The sequence below is a fragment of the Sphingomonas folli genome (genome assembly GCF_019429525.1).
GTDB classification, from domain to species: domain Bacteria; phylum Pseudomonadota; class Alphaproteobacteria; order Sphingomonadales; family Sphingomonadaceae; genus Sphingomonas; species Sphingomonas folii.
Map to the genome: position 1 here is coordinate 85,070 of NZ_JAHXZL010000005.1, position 16,707 is coordinate 101,776.

The 16,707-nt window shown below is 72.9% G+C and carries 12 protein-coding genes; 9 read left to right on the top strand and 3 right to left on the bottom strand.

What is annotated here, in order from left to right; genetic code table 11:
• Positions 1-8: 8 nt before the first annotated feature.
• Entirely contained in the window at positions 9-2,048 is a 2,040-nt protein-coding gene (locus tag KZ813_RS09150; RefSeq protein WP_219754679.1) for a beta-L-arabinofuranosidase domain-containing protein, read from the top strand.
• A 213-nt stretch (positions 2,049-2,261) separates the two neighbouring features.
• Here the strand turns inward: KZ813_RS09150 and glmM are convergent, their stop codons facing one another.
• Complete coding sequence (glmM, locus tag KZ813_RS09155) at positions 2,262-3,599, bottom strand: phosphoglucosamine mutase (protein WP_219754680.1); 1,338 nt, start codon at positions 3,597-3,599, stop codon at positions 2,262-2,264.
• Between the two features lie 69 nt (positions 3,600-3,668).
• Between glmM and KZ813_RS09160 the strand changes: the two genes are divergently transcribed.
• Together KZ813_RS09160 and KZ813_RS09165 are read left to right on the top strand one after the other, a co-directional pair.
• Positions 3,669-4,928, top strand: coding sequence for a dicarboxylate/amino acid:cation symporter (locus KZ813_RS09160; protein WP_219754681.1), 1,260 nt, complete (start codon positions 3,669-3,671; stop codon positions 4,926-4,928).
• Between the two features lie 53 nt (positions 4,929-4,981).
• On the top strand, positions 4,982-5,752 hold the full coding sequence (locus KZ813_RS09165; RefSeq protein WP_219754682.1) for a Coq4 family protein: 771 nt from the start codon (positions 4,982-4,984) through the stop codon (positions 5,750-5,752).
• Between the two features lie 91 nt (positions 5,753-5,843).
• On the opposite strand, the gene rarD is transcribed toward KZ813_RS09165, so the two are convergent.
• Positions 5,844-6,737 carry an EamA family transporter RarD gene (rarD, locus tag KZ813_RS09170; protein WP_219754683.1) on the bottom strand — a complete coding sequence of 298 codons (894 nt, stop codon included), beginning with the start codon at positions 6,735-6,737 and terminating at the stop codon, positions 5,844-5,846.
• A 152-nt stretch (positions 6,738-6,889) separates the two neighbouring features.
• Here rarD and recF point away from each other — a divergent pair, with 152 nt between their 5' ends.
• From recF to KZ813_RS09200, 6 genes are all read left to right on the top strand, one after another.
• Positions 6,890-7,927 (top strand): DNA replication/repair protein RecF, encoded by a 1,038-nt coding sequence (recF, locus tag KZ813_RS09175; protein ID WP_219754684.1) that lies wholly within the window; start codon positions 6,890-6,892, stop codon positions 7,925-7,927.
• 197 nt (positions 7,928-8,124) lie between these two features.
• Positions 8,125-9,291 carry an MFS transporter gene (locus tag KZ813_RS09180; protein WP_219754685.1) on the top strand — a complete coding sequence of 389 codons (1,167 nt, stop codon included), beginning with the start codon at positions 8,125-8,127 and terminating at the stop codon, positions 9,289-9,291.
• A 137-nt stretch (positions 9,292-9,428) separates the two neighbouring features.
• A complete protein-coding gene (locus tag KZ813_RS09185; protein WP_219754686.1) occupies positions 9,429-10,631 on the top strand; it encodes an MFS transporter in 1,203 nt (400 codons plus the stop codon).
• 3 nt (positions 10,632-10,634) lie between these two features.
• Positions 10,635-11,513, top strand: coding sequence for an alpha/beta hydrolase (locus KZ813_RS09190; RefSeq protein WP_219754687.1), 879 nt, complete (start codon positions 10,635-10,637; stop codon positions 11,511-11,513).
• Between the two features lie 52 nt (positions 11,514-11,565).
• Positions 11,566-14,058 (top strand): DNA topoisomerase (ATP-hydrolyzing) subunit B, encoded by a 2,493-nt coding sequence (gene gyrB / locus KZ813_RS09195; RefSeq protein ID WP_219754688.1) that lies wholly within the window; start codon positions 11,566-11,568, stop codon positions 14,056-14,058.
• A gap of 101 nt (positions 14,059-14,159) precedes the next feature.
• Positions 14,160-14,972 (top strand): NIPSNAP family protein, encoded by an 813-nt coding sequence (locus KZ813_RS09200; RefSeq protein WP_219754689.1) that lies wholly within the window; start codon positions 14,160-14,162, stop codon positions 14,970-14,972.
• A 34-nt stretch (positions 14,973-15,006) separates the two neighbouring features.
• On the opposite strand, the gene KZ813_RS09205 is transcribed toward KZ813_RS09200, so the two are convergent.
• Positions 15,007-16,467: a PAS domain-containing protein gene (locus KZ813_RS09205; protein WP_258046609.1), complete on the bottom strand. Its 1,461-nt coding sequence runs from the start codon at positions 16,465-16,467 to the stop codon at positions 15,007-15,009.
• Positions 16,468-16,707: the final 240 nt, after the last annotated feature.

Consider the following 16,707-nt stretch of genomic DNA (forward strand, 5'->3'; position numbering starts at 1 on the left):
GGACAGACATGCCCCATCCGATCAGCCGCCGCGCGCTGCTCCGCGCCACCACTGCCAGCGCGGCGCTCGCCGGCATGGCGCCGCTCGCCCCACTCCATGCCGCGCCGCGCGCCGCACCCGCCGCCGCGCCGCTGACGCACAACCGCGCGCCGCTCGCGCCGCAGCCGTTCCAGCCGCTGCCGACCGGCGCGATCCGGCCGGCGGGCTGGCTGCGCCGCCAGCTCGAGATCCAGGCGCGCGGCATGGGCGGGCGGCTCGACGAGACCTGGCCCGACGTCGGCGCCAACAGTGGTTGGCTCGGCGGCACCGGCGAGAGCTGGGAGCGCGGTCCCTATTTCCTCGACGGGCTGCTGCCGCTGGCGTGGCAGCTCGACGACGCCGCGCTCAAGGCCAAGGCGCAGCGCTTCGTCGAGTGGACGCTGGCGAGCCAGCGCCCCGACGGCATGTTCGGCCCCGCCAGCAACGACGATTGGTGGCCGCGGATGGTGATGCTCAAGGCGCTCACCCAATATCACGAGCTGACCGGCGACCCGCGCGTGCTTCGGCTGATGAGCGCCTATTTCGCGCACCAGTTGAAGGCGTTGCCCGCGCGCCCGCTGAAGGACTGGGGCAAGTTCCGCTGGCAGGACCAGGTCGTCTCGGTGGTCTGGCTGTACAATCGCACCGGCGACGCCGGGCTGCTCGAGCTCGCCGCGCTGCTCAAGCGCCAGGGCTACGACTGGCAGGGGCTGTTCGCGGATTATCCCTATCGCACCAAGACCAGCAAGCGAGCGATCGGGCTCGACCGGCCCGACGTGCCCGGGGAGGTGCCGGAGGGGCTCAGGGACCCGGCGCTGTCGGTCCACGGCGTCAACAACGCGCAGGCGCTGAAGGCCTCGCCGGTCTGGTCGGTGGTGTCGGGCGACGCCGCGGACCGCGCCGCGATCCGGCGCCAGCTCGGCGCGCTCGACCGCTATCACGGGCTGCCGATCGGCATCTACTCGGCCGACGAGCACCTCGCCGGGCGCAGCCCGAGCCAGGGCGTCGAGTTGTGCGCGATCGTCGAGGCGATGTACTCGCTCGAGCAGGCGCTGGCGATCACCGGCGACCCCGCGCTGGCCGACCGGATCGAGCGGCTCGCCTATAACGCGCTGCCCGCCACCTTCACCGACGACATGTGGGCGCACCAGTACGACCAGCAGCCCAACCAGGTGCGGTGCGTCCACGGCCCCGGCCCCTGGACCACCAATGGGCCAGAATCGAACATGTTCGGGCTGGAGCCGCATTTCGGCTGCTGCACCGCCAACTTCCACCAGGGCTGGCCGAAGCTGACGACGCACCTGTGGATGGCCTCGGCCGACGGCGGACTGGCCGCGACGCTCTACGCGCCCTGCACCGTCGAGACCCGCGTGGGCGACGTGCCGGTCGCCCTTCGGCAGGAGACCGACTATCCGTTCCGCCACACCGTCGCGATCACGCTCGAGCCCGAGCGGCCGGTCGCTTTCCCGCTGCGGCTGCGCGTGCCCGGCTGGGCGGAGCGCGCCACCGTCACGGTGAACGGGCAGGAGCAGCCGGCCAAAGCGGCGCAGGGCTTCGTCCGGCTCGACCGCACCTGGCGGCGCGGCGATCGGGTCGAGCTCGCCTTCGCCAGCCTGCCGCGCGCGGTGCGCTCGGCGGAGGGCTGGACCAGCTTCGAGGACGGCGCCTTGGTCTTCGCGCTGCCGGTCGAGGAGCGCTGGTCCACGCTGCGCCCGCGCGGGCTCACCGCCGACTATGAGGTGCGGCCCGCGAGCGACTGGGCGGTCGCGGTCGCGCCCGGCGCCGCGATCGAGCGGGTCGAGCGCGCAGTCGGCCCGGTCCCCTTCTCGCGGCGTAGCCCGGCGGTGGTGCTGACCACGACCGCCTATCCGGTCAGTGGCTGGGCGATCGTGGACGGCGCCGCCGCGCCGCCGCCCGAGAGCCCGACCGTCTCGGGAGCGGCGCGCCCGGTCACGCTGATGCCCTATGCCGCGCCCAAGCTGCGGGTCACGGCCTTCCCCACCATGGCGATACCGACCGCCCAGACATGATCGGTCGCCGCCCCTGGTCGTTCGATCGCCCCTGACGTTCGATCGCCCCCGCCGGATCGTGCTCCGGCGCACGCCGGAGCCCAGCGCCGTGGAAGACGACGCTCGTGGCACTGCGCCCCTGCCCGCGCAGCAGCACGCCGGTGGCTCGAGCGAGTCGGATCGCACGATGTAGCCATGCGCGCGGCGCGGGAGGAGGACACTGCCCCCACGCGCTCAGGCCGCGGCGCGCACCGCCTCGCAGATGCGGTCGACCACGCGCTCGACCTGCTGCGGGTCGTCGCCCTCGGCCATCACGCGGATCACCGGCTCGGTGCCCGAGGGGCGGATCACCAGCCGGCCCGTGCCCGCCAGCTCGGCCTCGGCCGCGGCGATCACCGCCTTCACCCCCTCGTGCTCGAGCGGCTTTCCGCCGGCGAAGCGCACGTTCTTGAGCAACTGCGGCAGCGGCTCGAAGCGGTGCAGCACCTCGCTCGCGGGCGCGCCGGCGCGGCACAGCTCGGCGAGCACCTGCAGCGCGGCGACCAGGCCGTCGCCGGTGGTGGCATAGTCCGACAGGATGATGTGGCCCGACTGCTCGCCGCCGACATTGTAGCCGCGCCGCCGCATCGCCTCGAGCACGTAGCGGTCGCCCACCTTGGTGCGGATCAGCCCGAGCCCCTGCGCCGAGAGGTGCCGCTCCAGCCCGAGGTTGGACATGACGGTCGCGACCAGCCCGCCGCCGGCGAGCCGCCCGGCGCGCGCCCAGCCCGCCGCGATCGTCGCCATCAGCTGGTCGCCGTCGATCACGCGGCCGCGCTCGTCGACCACGATCAGCCGGTCGGCGTCGCCGTCGAGCGCGATGCCGATCGCGGCGCCATGCTCCACCACCGCGGCCGACAGCGCCTCGGGATGGGTCGAGCCGATACGGTCGTTGATGTTGAGGCCGTTGGGGCTGACCCCGATCTGGACGAGATCGGCGCCGAGCTCCCACAGCGCCTCGGGCGCGACCTGGTAGGCGGCGCCGTTGGCGCAGTCGACCACCACCTTGAGCCCGTCGAGCCGCAGGTCGCTCGGGAAGGTCGATTTCGCGAAGTGGATATAGCGGCCGCGCGCGTCGTCGATCCGCTTCGCGCGACCGATCTCGCCCGCCGACGCCAGCGCGACCTCGCCGTCGATCGCCGCCTCGATCGCCTCCTCGTCCTCGTCGGAGAGCTTGTACCCGTCCGGCCCGAACAATTTGATGCCGTTGTCGGCGAAGGGATTGTGGCTGGCGGAGATCATCACGCCCATGTCCGCGCGCATCGACTTGGTCAGCATCGCCACCGCGGGGGTCGGCATCGGCCCGACCAGCGTGACGTCCATGCCGACGCTGGTGAAGCCGGCCTGAAGCGCGCTCTCGAGCATATAGCCCGACAGGCGGGTGTCCTTGCCGATCACCACGCGGTGGCGGTGCGAACCGCGCAGGAAGTGGCGGCCCGCGGCCATGCCCACCTTCATCGCCATCTCCGCGGTCATCGCCCCGGTGTTGGTGAGCCCGCGAATACCGTCGGTACCGAAATATTTTCTTGCCATCGCCTCTTACCTTCGCTCCGCTGGTCGGCTCCCATAAACGATCACGAACGAAGGGCGAAGAGCGCGCCGATGTCGCAGGCCACCCGTATCCTCCTTGCCCTGATCGCCGGCCTCGCCGCCGGCGTCGCGCTGGCGCGCGTCGCGCCCGCCGCGGTGCCCAACGTCGTGGCGGTGGCCGAGCCGCTCGGCACCGCCTGGCTCCACGCGCTGCAGATGACGATCGTGCCGCTGGTGGTGTCGCTGCTGATCACCGGCGTCGCCGCGACCGCGGAGGCGGCGCGTGCGGGGCGGCTGGCGGCGCGCGCGATCGCGCTCTACGTCGCGCTGCTCGCCGCCTCGGCGACGATCGCGGCGCTGCTGACCCCGCTGCTGCTCGTGCTCGCGCCCTTGCCCGCCGCCTCGGCCGCCGCGCTGCGTCGCGCGCTGTCGGGGGCGAGCGCGGTGCCCGCGGTACCGCCGCTCGGCGAGTTCCTCGCCGGCATCGTGCCCACCAACGTGGTTCAGGCCGCGGCGAGCGACGCGTTCCTGTCGCTGATCATCTTCACGCTCGTCCTCGCCTTCGCGATCGCGCGGATCGAGCGCGAGCAGCGCGACCTGCTGGTGCGGCTGTTCACCGCGCTGCGCGACGCGATGCTGGTGGTGATCGACTGGGTGCTGTGGATCGCGCCGGCGGGCGTGCTGGCGCTGGCGCTGGTGGTGGGCGCGCGCGCGGGCGCCGGGGCGTTCGGCGCACTGATCCACTATATCCTGATCGTCAGCGCCTCTGGCGTGGCGGTCATGCTGCTCGCCTATCCAATCGCGCGGCTGGGCGCGGGCGTGCCGCTCGGCGGGTTCGCGCGCGCGACGCTGCCCGCGCAGGCGGTGGCGATCAGCACGCAGAGCTCGCTCGCCTCGATGCCCGCGATGATCGAGGGCGCGCGCGACCTCGGAGTCGAGGTCCGGGTCGCCGGCGTGACGCTGCCACTGGCGGTGGCGATCTTCCGCGCCACCGGACCGGCGATGAACCTGGCGGTGGCGATCTACGTCGCGACCTGGTTCGGCGTCACGCTGTCGCCGGCGACACTGGCGATCGGCGTGGTGGTGGCGACGCTCACCTCGCTCGGCTCGGTCAGCCTGCCGGGCACGGTGAGCTACGTCAGCGCCATCGCGCCGATCGCGGGCACGATCGGGGCGCCGATCGCGCCGCTGGGGCTGCTGGTGGCGGTGGAGACGATCCCCGACATCATCCGCACCGTCGGCAACGTGACGATGGACATCGCGACGACCGCGCTGCTCGGCCGACGCGGCGACGCGGACGACACGCCGAGCCCGCCCGGCCCCGGGACTTGACCGCGGCCCACCGCTTCCTTTATTGACACATCTGTCAGTAAGGAGCCTCTCCCATGACCCGCCTGCCTCCCTACCCCGGCACCAGCGGGCGGCGCGACTGGCGCGGCGCGCTCGACGCGGTGCGGCGGCTGATGCGCGACCCCGACGACACGCGGCAGGTGTTCCGCATCATGCGCGCGCTTAACACCGGCAACGCGCCCGCCAATTACGCGCGCCTGATCGCTTCCGCGGCCGGCGGCCGGATCGCCTATGAGCGCGCCGAGCTCGTCGCGCTGCTCGCCGACCCGGAGGCGGTGGCGCGCCACGCGCCGGGCACGGTGGGCGCCGCCTATCGCGACTTCCTCGCCGCCACCGGCTATACCGCGGACGGGCTGGTCGCGGTCAGCGAGGCCGACCACGCCGATGCCTGGGGCGCCGAACATCCCTACGGCTGGATGGGCCGCCGCATCCGCGACCTGCACGATCTGTGGCACGTGCTCACCGGCTATCGGACCGACGACCCGCTCGGCGAGGCGGCGCTGGTGGCGTTCAGCTTCGCGCAGGTCGGCGGGCTGGGCTGGGCGCTGATCGCGGTCGCCGCCGCGCTCAAGAGCCTGGCCGTGACTCGCAGCACCTTGTTCGCGCGCGCGGTGTGGGAGGGCTATCGCCACGGTCGGGCCGCCGCCTGGCTGGTGGCGGAGGACCCCCGCGCGCTGCTCGACGAGCCGCTCGCCGCGGCGCGCGCGCGGCTCGGCATCGGCGAGCCGCACGCCTATCGCCGCGCGCGCCGCGAGGTGGGCGCCGCGATCGACTCGTTCGGCGGCGCGCGCGGCGCGGCGGCGTGAGGGCGGCAGGTCGCCGCGGCGCGCCGCTCCCTCTGAGCCGCCCTGGGCTCCTGCCTGCGCGGGAGCACGATAGAGATTGGGGTCGTCGCGCTCAGTCTCTCTCGACCGCCGGCGCCGCGCGCCAGCCCGCCACCGCGTACAGCGCGCAGGCGAGCCAGATCAGCGCGAAGCTCAGCAGCTGCGCCGGGCGCAGCGGCTCGCCGAAGATCAGCACCGCCTCGAGGAACTGCAGCGTCGGCCCGATATATTGCAGCAGGCCCAGCGTGGTGTAGCGCAGCCGTCGCGCCGCCGCGGCGAACATCAGCAGCGGCGCCGCGGTCACCCCGCCGGCGAGCACCAGCAGCAGGTCGAGGCGCCGGTCCTGCCCGAACGCGCCGTCGCCGTGCGCGTGCGCCCAGGCGACGATCGCGGCCGCCGGCAGGAACAGCAGCGCGGTCTCGATCAGCAGACCGCCGAGCGCGTCGATCGCCACCACCTTGCGGATCAGCCCGTAGAGGCCGAAGCTCACCGCCAGCGCCAGCGAGATCCACAGCGCCCCGGCGCCGTCGAGCGCGAGCAGCACCACGCCGACGCCCGCGAGCGCGACCGCGCCGGCCTGTACGCGGGTGATCCGCTCGCGCAGCACTGCCACGCCGAGCAGCACGTTGAGCAGTGGGTTGATGAAATAGCCGAGGCTCGCCTCGAGCACGTGGCCGTTCTGCACCGACCAGATGTAGACGAACCAGTTCATTGCGATCAGCAGCGCGGTCGCGGTGAGCAGCGCCAGCGTCCGCCCGCGCGCCTGTGCCAGGATCGCGCGCCCGCGCCCCAGCGCGGCGACGATCGCGACGAGCAGCAGCAGCGAGAAGATCACGCGATAGGCCAGCACCTGCAGCGCCGGCACCGCGTCGAGCAGGTGCAGGTAGAGCGGCAGCAACCCCCAGCACACGAAGGCGCCGACTCCGAGCAGCAGGCCGGTGCGGGTGGAGGCGGGACGATCGGACATGCCCCGCGCCATCGCCCGGCACCGCGAATGAGGCAAGTCGCCGCGCCTTGATGGTGACCCAGGCTGGTCGCTCCGGCTTGCGCACGCCCCGCCTGCCACGGTACCCTGACGCGCGTTGCCGCTCCAGGTCACACCGCCTACAGCCGCGGGTGATGCTCGCGCGCCTGGTCCTCACCGATGTCCGCAACCACGCCGCGCTGCGTCTCGCTCCCGCGCCGGGCTTCGTCATTCTCACCGGCCCGAACGGCGCGGGCAAGACCAACGTGCTCGAGGCGGTGTCGCTGCTCGCGCCAGGCCGCGGCTTGCGCCGCGCGCCGCTGTCCGAGATCGCGCGCGCCGATGGGCCGGGCGGCTTCGGCGTCGCCGCGACGCTGGACGACGGTGTCGAGCTCGCCACCGGCGCGCTGGCGACCGCGCCCGAGCGGCGGGTGGTGCGGGTCAACGGCGCCGCCGCGGGCGCGGGCGCGCTGGCCGAGCGGGTGGCGGTGCTGTGGCTCACCCCGGCGATGGACCGGCTGTTCACCGAGGCGGCGGGCGAGCGCCGCCGCTTCCTCGACCGGCTGACATTGGCGCTCGCGCCCGAGCACGCGCGCCACGGCACGCGCTACGAGGCCGCGATGCGCGACCGCAACCGCCTGCTCGCCGAGCCGACGCCCGACCGCGAGTGGCTCGCCGCGCTGGAGGCGCAGATGGCGCAGCACGGCGCCGCGCTCGACGCCGCGCGCCGCCGCACCGTCGCCGCGCTGGGCGAGGCGCTGGCGGCGCAGCCGGCGGGAGCGGTGCCCCGCGCCGCGCTGGCCTTGGCCGGCTGGGTCGGTGACGCCGAGACGCTCGCCGCCGCGCTGCGCGACGGGCGCGCGCGCGATGCCGCGGCGGGGCGCGCGCTGGCGGGGCCGCATCGCGCCGACCTGCTCGTCACCCACGTCGACAAGGCGCGACCGGCGGCGAGCGCCTCGACCGGCGAGCAGAAGGCGCTGCTGCTCGGCATCGTCCTCGCGCACGCGGAGCTGGTCGCGCGCGCCACCGGGCGCGCGCCGCTGCTGCTGCTCGACGAGATCGCCGCCCACCTCGATCCCGCGCGCCGCGCCGCGCTGTTCGAGCGGCTCGCCCCGCTCGGCCAGGTGTGGATGACCGGGACTGAGCCCGAGCTGTTCGCCGCCGCGGGCGAGGCGACGCGACTGGCGCTGTGATCCGCCGGCGCGATCGGCGCATCGCAGCGGCGTTGCGTCGCACAACAAAAGCGCGCAGGCCGCGTTGACCATCCGGCGCCGCGCGCGCCGCACGCAGGACCACGCCGCTGACCGACACCGCCTCCGCCGCCGCGACCGAGCGCGCCCCGTCGGGCGCGGGCGAGTGGCGCCGGGGGTGGCCGCTGGTCTCGGCGGCGATGCTCGGCGCCGGGCTGGGTCCTGGACTGTATCAGAACCTGTCGAGCCTGTTCACGCCGGGGCTGGAGCGCAGCTTCGGCTGGTCGCGCGGCGAGATCGCCACCGCCGCCGGGCTGGCGCTGCTCGGCGCGCTCGCGGCGCCGCTGATCGGGCGCGCGGCCGACCGCTTCGGGGTGCGGCCGGTGATCACCGGCTCGATGCTGCTGCTCGGCGTCGCCTATCTGTGGCTCGCCTCGATCGGCGGCGCGATCTGGCGCTACCAGCTCGGCGTGCTGATGCTGGTGCTCACCATCCCGGGCACCAGCAGCCTCGCCTATGGCAAGCTGATCGCGGCGGCGTTCGAGCGACGCCGCGGGCTCGCGCTGGCGCTCGGCACCTCGGGGCTGGCGCTCGCCACGATCGTCGCCGCGCCGGCGCTCGGCTGGGTGATCGGGCGCTACGGCTGGCGCTACGGCTTCGTCGCGCTGGCGGCGGGCAGCACCGTCCTGGCGCTGCCGCTGATCCTGCTCGCGATCCGCCGCGCGCCACGCGCGATCGTCGCGCCGCGCGCTCCGTCGGCCGAGGCGAGCGGCGTGTCCGCGCGCGACGCGCGGCGTGACCGGCGCTTCTGGATCCTGGTCACCTCGGCGCTGCTGATCAACGCCGCCACCACCGGCCTGGTGACCCAGCTGGTGCCGATCGGGATCGAGTTCGGCCAGAGCGCGGGACAGGCGGCGCTGCTGCTCACCGCCTTCGCCGCGAGCGCGATCGCGGGGCGGCTGCTGGTCGGCGTGCTGGTCGACCGGCTGCGGCCACAGCCCGTCGCGGCGGGGTTCGCGCTGATCTCGGCGGTGGCGTTCGGGCTGCTGGCGCTGGCGCCGCAGGGCCAGGCGACGCTGCTGCTCCTGGTGTTCCTCGCCGGGCTGATGAACGGTGCGGAGAACGACCTGCTCCCCTTCTTCGCGGCGCGACTGTTCGGGCTGCGTGCCTACGCCGAGATCTACGGCACCGCGATGCCGCTGGCGCTGTCCGGCACCGCGATCGGGATCATCGGCTTCGGCCGGCTGCACGACGCCACCAGCACCTACACGCCCGCGCTGGCGTGCGGCGCGATCGCGCTGCTGCTCGCCTGCGCCTGCTTCCTGCTGCTCCCCGATCGCGCATTGCCGGGGCGCGAGTCGCTCTGACGCCGGTCGAGGAGAACCGCTGGACCCGGCGAGGCTAAGTCTCGCCGCACGCGCCGCCATTCCGACCCAAGACGAACCGAAATTTACCACGCGCGCGCTGGCAGCGTGCCGGCCAACCATCCTAGGGCTGGACGCCGATGGGTATACCGAATCACCGCGCCGGCGCCGAGTGGCGTGCGGGCTGGCCGCTCGTGCTGGGCGGGCTGGTCGGCATGGGTGCGGGGCCCGGGCTGTTCCAGAACATCTCCAGCCTGTTCATCCCCGGCCTGATCGCCGAGTTCGGCTGGACCCGCGGCGAGATCGCGACCGCCGCGGGCGTCGGGCTGCTCGGCTGCGTCGTCATCCCGCTGTTCGGCCGCGCGATCGACCGCGCCGGGCCGATCCCTATCGTCGCCTTCTCGCTGCTGCTGCTCGGCGCGACCTATCTCTGCTTCACCCAGCTGGCGGGCGAGCTGTGGCACTATCAGGTCATGGTATTGTGCCTCGCGCTCGGCGTGCCCGGCACCAGCGCGGTGGCCTATGGCCGGTTGATCGCGACCCGCTTCGTCGCGCACCGCGGGCTGGCGCTCGGCGTCGCCACCTCGGGCCTGTCAGTGACCACCTTGCTGATGCCGCCCCTCGTCGGGGCGGCGATCACGCGGCACGGCTGGCGGAGCGGCTTCGTCGTGCTCGCCGTCTATGTCGTCGCGGTCGCGCTGCCGCTGACCCTGCTCGCGCTGCGCCGCGCGCGGCCGGTCGCGCCGAACACCGTTGGAAGCGGCCCGAGCGCGCGCGCGGCGCGGCGCGAGGGGCGGTTCTGGCGGCTCGGCCTCACCGCTTTCTGCGTCAATTTCGCGACCGTCGGCCTCGTCACCCAGCTCGTGCCGCTCGGGCTGGAGCGCGGGCTGGGCGCGATCGAGGCGGCGCTGCTCGTCACCGCCTTCGGCAGCGCGCAGCTGGTGGCGCGAGTCGTGATCGGCGCGCTGGTCGACCGGCTGGCGCCGCACCGCGTCGCCGCCGCGGTGGCGCTGCTGTCCGCGGCAGGGTTCGCGTTGCTCGAGCTGCGCGCCCCCGGTCTCGCCGCGCTGTGGCTGATCGTCTTCCTCGCCGGGCTGATGAACGGCGCCGAGAACGACCTGCTGCCCTTCTTCGCGGCGCGGCTGTTCGGGGTCGGCGCCTATGGCGAGACCTATGGCTCGCTGCTGGTGATCGCGCTGCTCGGCACCGCCGCCGGCGTGGTCGGTTTCGGGCGGCTGCGCGACGCGACCGGCGCCTATGACCTCGCGCTCGCACTCGGTGCGGGCGCGATGGTGGCGGCGGCGCTGCTGTTCCTCTCCCTGCGCCAGCGCACCGCCGGCTGAGCGATGCTCGACCGCCGCCGCCACCCGCCCGGGCTCGCCTTCACCAGCTGGCGCGCGCGCGACGGCTGGGACCTGCGCGCCTATGACTGGCCCGCGCCGGCGTCGCGCGGGCGGCTGCTGTTCCTCGGCGGCCGCGGCGATTTCGCCGAGAAATACCTGGAGGCGATGGCGTATTGGCGCGAGCGCGGGTGGAGCGTCACCGGCTTCGACTGGCGCGGCCAGGGCGGATCGGGGCGGATCGGGCGCGACCCTCTGGTCAACCATCTCGACAGCCTCGAGCCGCTGCTCGACGACCTCGCCGAGTTCGTCGCGGCGCGGCCGGCGGCGGTGGCGGTGGCGCACTCGATGGGCGCGCACCTCCTGCTGCGGCTGCTCGCCGAGAAGCGCGCGCGCTTCGACGCCACGATACTGTCCTCGCCGATGCTCGGGCTGCGCGCGGGGCCGCTCGGCACCCCCGCGATCGCCGCGCTCGCCGCCGCGGCGACTCGCGCCGGCCGCGGCGAGCGGCGCGTGTGGGAGGGCGACGCGGGCAACGTCGGCGGTCGCATGACCTCCTGCCCCGAGCGCCAGGCCGACAAGGTCTGGTGGAAGACGAACCACCCGCAGATCGCCTCGGGCGCGCCGAGCTGGGGCTGGACCCGCGCCGCCTGCGCCTCGATCGCACGGCTTCGCCCCGCCGCGCTCGCCGCGGTGGACACGCGCGCGCTGCTGCTGGTGTCGCGGCGCGACCCGATCGTGGCGCCGCGCGCGGTGGCCCGCGCCGCCCGCGTGCTGCCGCTCGGCGAGCTCGAGCTGCTGCCCGGGCGCGGCCACGAGCTGCTGCGCGAGACCGACCCGATCCGCCACCGCGTGCTGGCACGGATCGACCGTTTCCTCGGCTGAGCGGGGCGCCATTTCGCTTCCGTTAGGAGGGCGCCGTGCCTATATGCCCGCTATGGCAGAACAGCAGAATTCCAGCGAGTACGGCGCCTCCTCGATCAAGGTGCTGAAGGGCCTGGACGCGGTGCGCAAGCGTCCCGGCATGTACATCGGCGACACCGACGACGGCTCGGGCCTGCACCACATGGTGTTCGAGGTGAGCGACAACGCGATCGACGAGGCGCTCGCCGGTCACTGCGATCGGATCGACATCACGCTCAACGCCGACGGCTCGGTCTCGGTGACCGACAACGGCCGCGGGATCCCCACCGGCATCCACCCCGAGGAGGGCGTCTCCGCCGCCGAGGTCATCATGACCCAGCTGCACGCCGGGGGCAAATTCGAGAACAGCAGCGACGACAATGCCTATAAGGTCTCGGGCGGGCTCCACGGCGTCGGCGTCTCGGTGGTCAACGCGCTGTCCGAGTGGCTCGACCTGACGATCTGGCGCGACGGCGAGGAGCATTACATGCGCTTCGCCCACGGCGACGCGGTCGCGCCGCTGAAGGTGGTCGGCAAGGCCGAGGGCATGAAGGGGACGCGCGTCACCTTCCTCCCCTCCCCCGCCACGTTCAAGATCGTCGAGTTCGACTTCGACAAGCTCGAGCATCGCTTCCGCGAGCTGGCCTTCCTCAACTCGGGCGTGCGGCTGTTCCTCACCGACGCGCGCCACGAGGAGCCCCGAGAGGTCGAGCTGTTCTACGAGGGCGGCATCGCGGCCTTCGTGCGGTGGCTCGATCGCAACAAGCAGCCTCTGTTCCCGGACCCGATCTCGGTCTCGGGCATGCGCGACCAGATCGGCATCGACGTCGCGCTGGAGTGGAATGACTCCTACTACGAGAACGTCCTCGCCTTCACCAACAACATCCCGCAGCGCGACGGCGGCACGCACATCGCCGCCTTCCGCGCGGCGCTGACGCGCACGCTCAACAATTACGCCGAGAAGTCGGGGCTGCTGAAGAAGGAGAAGGTCAGCCTCACCGGTGACGACATGCGCGAGGGGCTCACCGCGATCGTCTCGGTCAAGCTGCCCGACCCCAAGTTCAGCTCGCAGACCAAGGACAAGCTCGTCTCGTCCGAGGTGCGCCAGCCGCTCGAGAGCCTGATGGCCGACAAGATGGCCGAGTGGCTCGAGGAGAACCCGCAGCACGCGCGATCGATCGTCGGCAAGATCATCGACGCCGCCGCGGCGCGCGAGGCGGCCAAGCGCGCGCGCGAGCTGACGCGGCGCAAGGGCGTGATGGACATCGCCTCGCTGCCGGGCAAGCTGGCCGACTGCCAGGAGCGCGACCCCGCCAAGTCCGAGCTGTTCCTGGTCGAGGGCGATTCGGCGGGCGGCTCGGCCAAGCAGGGGCGCGACCGCCACTTCCAGGCGATCCTCCCGCTGCGCGGCAAGATCCTGAACGTCGAGCGCGCGCGCTTCGACCGGATGCTCGGCTCGAAGGAGATCGGCACGCTGATCCAGGCGATGGGCACCGGCATCGGGCGCGACGACTTCAACCTCGCCAAGCTGCGCTACCACAAGATCGTCATCATGACCGACGCCGACGTCGACGGCGCGCATATCCGCACGCTGCTGCTGACCTTCTTCTACCGGCAGATGCCGGAGATCATCGAGCAGGGGCACCTCTACATCGCGCAGCCGCCGCTCTACAAAGCGACGCGCGGCCGGTCCGAGGTGTACCTCAAGGACGACGCCGCGCTCGACGAGTATCTGGTCGACGCCGGGCTCACCGCGATGGCGCTCGACCGCGGCGGCGAGTCGCTCACCGGCGCGCACCTGCGCCCGCTGGTGGAGCATGCGCGCCGCATGCGTACGCTGATGCGCTACGTGCCGCGGCGCTACGACCCCGTGATCATCGAGACGCTGGCGTTGGGCGGCGCGCTCGCGCCCGATCTGGCGCGCGAGGCGCGCGCCGCCGCGGTGGCCGAGGTGACCCGCCGGCTCGACCAGGGCGACAGCGAGGCGACCTGGAGCGCGCGGCTGACCGACGAGGGCGGCATCCACTTCGAGCGGCTGTGGCGCGGCGTGACCGACCATCATATCGTGGAGGTGGCGTTCCTCGCCTCGGCCGAGGCGCGCAAGCTCCACACGCTCGCCGCCGAACAGGCCGACAGCTTCGCGCACGCCTCCAAGCTGGTCCCGGTCAAGGGAGCGGCCACCGAGACGCCGGCCGACGCGATCGCCACCGACGAGGAGGGCGAGGAGACGGTGACCGTCGGACGCGGCCAGTCGCTCGTCGCGCGGCCGTCGCAGCTGCTCGACGCGATCCTCGCGGCGGGGCGCAAGGGCTTGGCGATCCAGCGCTACAAGGGACTGGGCGAGATGAACGCCGAGCAATTGTGGGAGACCACGCTCGATCCGTCGAACCGCTCGATGCTCAAGGTGGCGATCGATCAGGCCGACGTCGCCGACGAGATCTTCACCCGGCTGATGGGCGACGTGGTCGAGCCGCGCCGCGAGTTCATCCAGGAGAATGCGCTGAGCGTCGCCAATCTCGACGTCTGAGGTCGCCCGGGCGATGGTGTGGCGGCGGTGGCCGCCCATGATGGATTGACGGCGCGCATCACATCGGCTCCTACAGGCGCTCGCGCCGCGGAGAGGACCAGATGACGCACTCGATCCAACGACGCTCGCTGCTCGCGGGCGCTGCCATCGGCGGCATGGCGCTGGGCACCGGCGAGGCGATCGCGCAGCGCGGCGCCGCCTCGACCGCGCCCGAGGTCTATGAGCTGCGCACCTATCACCTGGTGCGCGGCCCGATGCGGGAGCGGCTCGACACCTATCTGCGCGAGGCCTTCATCCCCGCCGCGCGCCGCGCCGGCTGCGGGCCGATCGGGGTCTTCACGGTCGCGATCGGCTATGGCACGCCGGGGGTGCAGGTGCTGGTGCCGCACCCCACGATCGCCGATTTCGCCGCGCTGCCCGACCGGCTGGCGGCCGACCCGCGCTACACCGGTGCCGCCGCGCCCTTCCTCGGCAGCACGCCGGAGGCACCACCGTACGTGTCGCTCGACGTGAGATTGATGCGCGCCTTCCCGCATTTCCCGCGGGTCGAGCTTCCCGCCGCGACGGCGGGGAACAAGGCGCGGATCTTCGAGCTGCGCACCTATTACAGCCACAGCGAGCGCGCGGGCGCGACCAAGATCGGCATGTTCGACACGGGCGGTGAGATCGACATCTTCCGCCGCACCGGCCTCACCCCGGTGTTCTTCGCGCAGGACCTGACCGGCGCGCACCTGCCGAGCCTGACCTATCTGCTGACCTTCCCCGACCTGGCGACGCGCGAGCGCAACTGGGCGACGTTCGTGGCGGATCCGGCGTGGCGCAAGCTGATCACCACGCCCGGGCTGACCGACCCCGAGATCACCTCGGCCGCGGACAATCAGATCCTGAGCCCGACCGCTTACTCACAGATCTGAGGCGAAGGGTCGCGGTGCGACGAGGGCCGGCGCCTCAGTCGAGCGACAGCGGCAGCACCGCGGTGAAGACCACGCCGTCGGCGCGATAGTCGATCTCCGCGCTGCCGCCCGCCTCGCTGGCGAGCACGCGGCGGATCAGCTGCGTGCCGAAGCCGCTGCGCTCGGGCGCGACCACCGGCGGGCCGGCGCGCTCGGTCCAGTTCAGCCGCAGCAACGTCGGGGTGGCGCGGTCGATCACCTCCCAGGTGACCTCGACCACGCCCTCGGCGTTCGACAGCGCGCCATATTTGGTGGCATTGGTGGCCAGTTCGTGCAGCGCCAACGCGAAGGCGACGACGAGATGCGGCGGCAGGCTCATCGCCGGGCCGTTCAGGACGAAGCGTTGGCGATCGTCGATGCCGAAGGGGGCGAGCGTGCGCTCCAGCAGGTCGCGGACCGAGGCGCCGGCGAAGGCCTCGCTGACGAGCAGCTCGTTCGCCGCCGCCATCGCCTGGATGCGCGCCGCGATCGACTCGCCCGCGTCCTCGAGCGAGCTGGCGCGGCGGATCGTCTGCGCCACCACCGCCTGAAGCGAGGTCAGCGTGTTCTTGACGCGATGGCTCAGCTCGCGCGCCAGCAGCGCGCGATGGCCCTGATCGCGGCGCCGCTCGGTGATGTCCTGCGTGGTGCCGACCAGCGCGATCGGCGTGCCGTCGGCGCGCCGGTTGGTCTGGCCGCGCACCTGCACCCAGCGCTCCTCACCCGACGGCAGCGTCAGCCGATATTCGGCGTCGAGCATCGTGCCCTCGTCGATCGCGCGCTCGATCGCGGCGGCCTGCGTCGCGCGGTCGTCCGGGTGGATCGTCGCCTGCAGCTCCTCCAGGCTGAGCGAGTCGCCGGGGCGGCGGCCGCAGATCGCCTTGCAGCTGTCCGAGGCGATCAGGTGGCGGGTCTCGAGGTTGAGGCTCCACGTGCCGAGCCGCCCCGCCTCCAGCGCCAGCCGAAGCCGCTGCTCGCTCGCCTGCAGCTCCGCGGTGCGGCGCGAGACCTCCGCCTCGAGCTCGTCACGGTCGCGCTGGAGCCGGGCGATCCGCTCGCGCTCGGGCGTGACGTCGAACTGAGAGGCGAAGAAGAAGGTGAGGACGCCGTCGTCGCTGAACACCGGCGAGACCAGCAGCCTGTTCCAGAAGGTGGTGCCGTCCTTGCGATAATTGAGCAGTTCCAGCTCGATCGGCTTGCGCAGGTCGATCGCGGCGCGCAGCCGCGCCACCTCGTCGCGGTCGGTCGCGGGGCCTTGCAGGAACCGACAGTTCCTGCCGATGATCTCGGCGCGATCGTAGCCGGTCAGCCGCGCGAACGAGGCGTTGGCGAACACGATCGGATTGTCCGCGTGGCGCGGGTTGGTGATCAGCATCGGCATGCGCGTGGCGCGGACGGCCGAGGAGAACGGGTCCGGCCCGTTCCCCGCGCGCACCAGCTCGCGGATGATCCGCGCCTCTTCCTTGAAATCGGGCAAGTCCGAACGTCCCCCGACAGCGACCGAGTCGTCGCCGTCAAAATCCCTAATATGGGTTAGGAACCCACGAGGAAAGCCTTCGTTGCGGACGACCCGTCCCACGAGGCGGAGTGACGCGGAAGCTTCCGGATGCGGATCTGCGACGACGGGCCCCGATCGATCGCGCCGCTCGCGTACCGGCACGTCAGCGTGCGCCACGCGGCCCTGCCCTCGCTGAGCGGCGCCTTCGACCCGAGGCGC

Bases quoted from the DNA above. Each gene is read 5' to 3' on its own strand.
- KZ813_RS09180 (WP_219754685.1), top strand. From the start codon at position 8,125: ATGCTCGGCGCCGGGCTGGGTCCTGGACTGTATCAGAACCTGTCGAGC.
- KZ813_RS09185 (WP_219754686.1), top strand. From the start codon at position 9,429: ATGGGTATACCGAATCACCGCGCCGGCGCCGAGTGGCGTGCGGGCTGG.
- KZ813_RS09150 (WP_219754679.1), top strand. From the start codon at position 9: ATGCCCCATCCGATCAGCCGCCGCGCGCTGCTCCGCGCCACCACTGCC.
- gyrB (WP_219754688.1), top strand. From the start codon at position 11,566: ATGGCAGAACAGCAGAATTCCAGCGAGTACGGCGCCTCCTCGATCAAG.
- KZ813_RS09200 (WP_219754689.1), top strand. From the start codon at position 14,160: ATGACGCACTCGATCCAACGACGCTCGCTGCTCGCGGGCGCTGCCATC.
- glmM (WP_219754680.1), bottom strand. From the start codon at position 3,599: ATGGCAAGAAAATATTTCGGTACCGACGGTATTCGCGGGCTCACCAAC.
- KZ813_RS09165 (WP_219754682.1), top strand. From the start codon at position 4,982: ATGACCCGCCTGCCTCCCTACCCCGGCACCAGCGGGCGGCGCGACTGG.
- rarD (WP_219754683.1), bottom strand. From the start codon at position 6,737: ATGTCCGATCGTCCCGCCTCCACCCGCACCGGCCTGCTGCTCGGAGTC.
- KZ813_RS09160 (WP_219754681.1), top strand. From the start codon at position 3,669: ATGTCGCAGGCCACCCGTATCCTCCTTGCCCTGATCGCCGGCCTCGCC.
- recF (WP_219754684.1), top strand. From the start codon at position 6,890: ATGCTCGCGCGCCTGGTCCTCACCGATGTCCGCAACCACGCCGCGCTG.
- KZ813_RS09190 (WP_219754687.1), top strand. From the start codon at position 10,635: ATGCTCGACCGCCGCCGCCACCCGCCCGGGCTCGCCTTCACCAGCTGG.